This window comes from Pararobbsia alpina, from assembly GCF_902859895.1.
GTDB lineage: Bacteria > Pseudomonadota > Gammaproteobacteria > Burkholderiales > Burkholderiaceae > Pararobbsia > Pararobbsia alpina.
In genome coordinates this window covers 1-565 of record NZ_CADIKM010000231.1, presented here as the reverse complement: position 1 = coordinate 565, position 565 = coordinate 1, and the positions used below count along the sequence as shown (strand labels likewise).

The 565-nt window shown below is 63.7% G+C and carries 1 protein-coding gene; it reads right to left on the bottom strand.

The features are described from left to right. On the bottom strand, window positions 1-565 hold a 565-nt coding region (locus HV670_RS30430), incomplete at both ends, for an Ig-like domain-containing protein (RefSeq protein ID WP_175108601.1).

Sequence of the window (565 nt, the reverse complement as noted above, 5' to 3'; positions counted from 1 at the left end):
GGGTGTGCCTGACAGACAGTTCGAACCTGAGGTGCACGCGGCAAGCGTCACCGTGGCAGTGAGCGCGGGATTGCCGTTGGCCTGGTACACGAAACTGTCCGACGTCGTGCCGGAGTTCGGCACGTAATTGAAGGTGCCGTTCGGATTGAGCGTGAGCACGCCACCCGTTGGCGGCGTCTTGACCTGCACGCCGAACACGCCGACGTCGTTGGACATGACGCCTCGGCCAGGGGCCACGACATTGAGCGCATTGCCCGGCACTAGGAAATACGAATCTGGATTCGCTACGGCGCCCGAGTTGCCGGCTGCCGACGTCGGCGCCGCGCCGCCGTTGATGCTGATGTAGCCTTGCATCCCGCCGTCGCGCTGATTGTTGGTCGACAGGCTCAGCTCACGGTCGAATACCGGCAGAGCGAGCGCGCCGGTTGCCGGAGCGTTGATCAACACGTCGTTCGTTTTGCCGGCCGCGAGAAATGTCGCCGTCTGCACGCGTGGGTTGCCAGGCAAGACGTTACCGTCCTCCGCAACCAGCGAAAAGCCGGACACGAGCAGATTACCCGGAGGA